Here is a 693-nt window from a genome sequence, read left to right as displayed (position 1 = left end):
TTATCTACACTTTGTGCTGTAACATTCAAGTCTTGCTTCGCTTGAATCGTCCCCGACTGGTTCGTCATGGCACCTTGTCCGGCGTGTACAAGCACCTGATCTTGTAAGCTGCCGATCTGCCCTTGGGTATTGTTTACCCCTTCTCCCTTAATTTCTACCAAGCCATTGGCAATCAGTTTACCCGTCTGGTTATTTATCGCAGCTTGGCTCTGAATACTCAGCTGTCCCTGTGCCGTCATTTGACCCTGTGCACTGTTATCAACACTTTGTGCTGTGATCTGCTGGTCTGAGCCACTGTGGATTTGACCCGTTTGGTTGTGTAATCCGCCACTTAACTTCAGATTTAGATTTGACTTCTCTCCGGTCTGGATCAATCCTGACTGGTTACTTAAGTCTTGTGCCGTTATCTCTAATTGACCATTTGAGGCAATTTGACCCCCATCGTTATTCAGTTCTCCATCAGTCGACAAGCTGACTTTGCCTAAACTGTTCAGGATTCCTTTATTATTGTTTAGACCCGTACTGTGGACGTTTAAATCACCTGTCGACTGTAGCGTACCTGATTGGTTCAGCAGTGCACCCTTGCCTGTATTGAGCGTGACCTGTTCTTTGACACTGCCGAGTTGACCTTGGCTGTTGTCCAAACCTTGGCTTTGGATGTCTACGAATTTGTTGGCCGCAATCGTGCCTGCT

General features: G+C 47.0%; 1 pseudogene. It reads right to left on the bottom strand.

Annotation, left to right across the window (positions count from 1 at the left end):
- Positions 1–693, bottom strand: a pseudogene (locus tag IMO47_RS04995) (ShlA/HecA/FhaA protein); the annotation flags it as partial.

Source organism: Acinetobacter sp. Res13-Abat-PEC15-P4-01, from assembly GCF_015676285.1.
Classification (GTDB): domain Bacteria; phylum Pseudomonadota; class Gammaproteobacteria; order Pseudomonadales; family Moraxellaceae; genus Acinetobacter; species Acinetobacter nematophilus.
The sequence above is the reverse complement of the archived record's forward strand: the minus strand, read 5'-3'. Positions and strand labels throughout refer to the sequence as shown.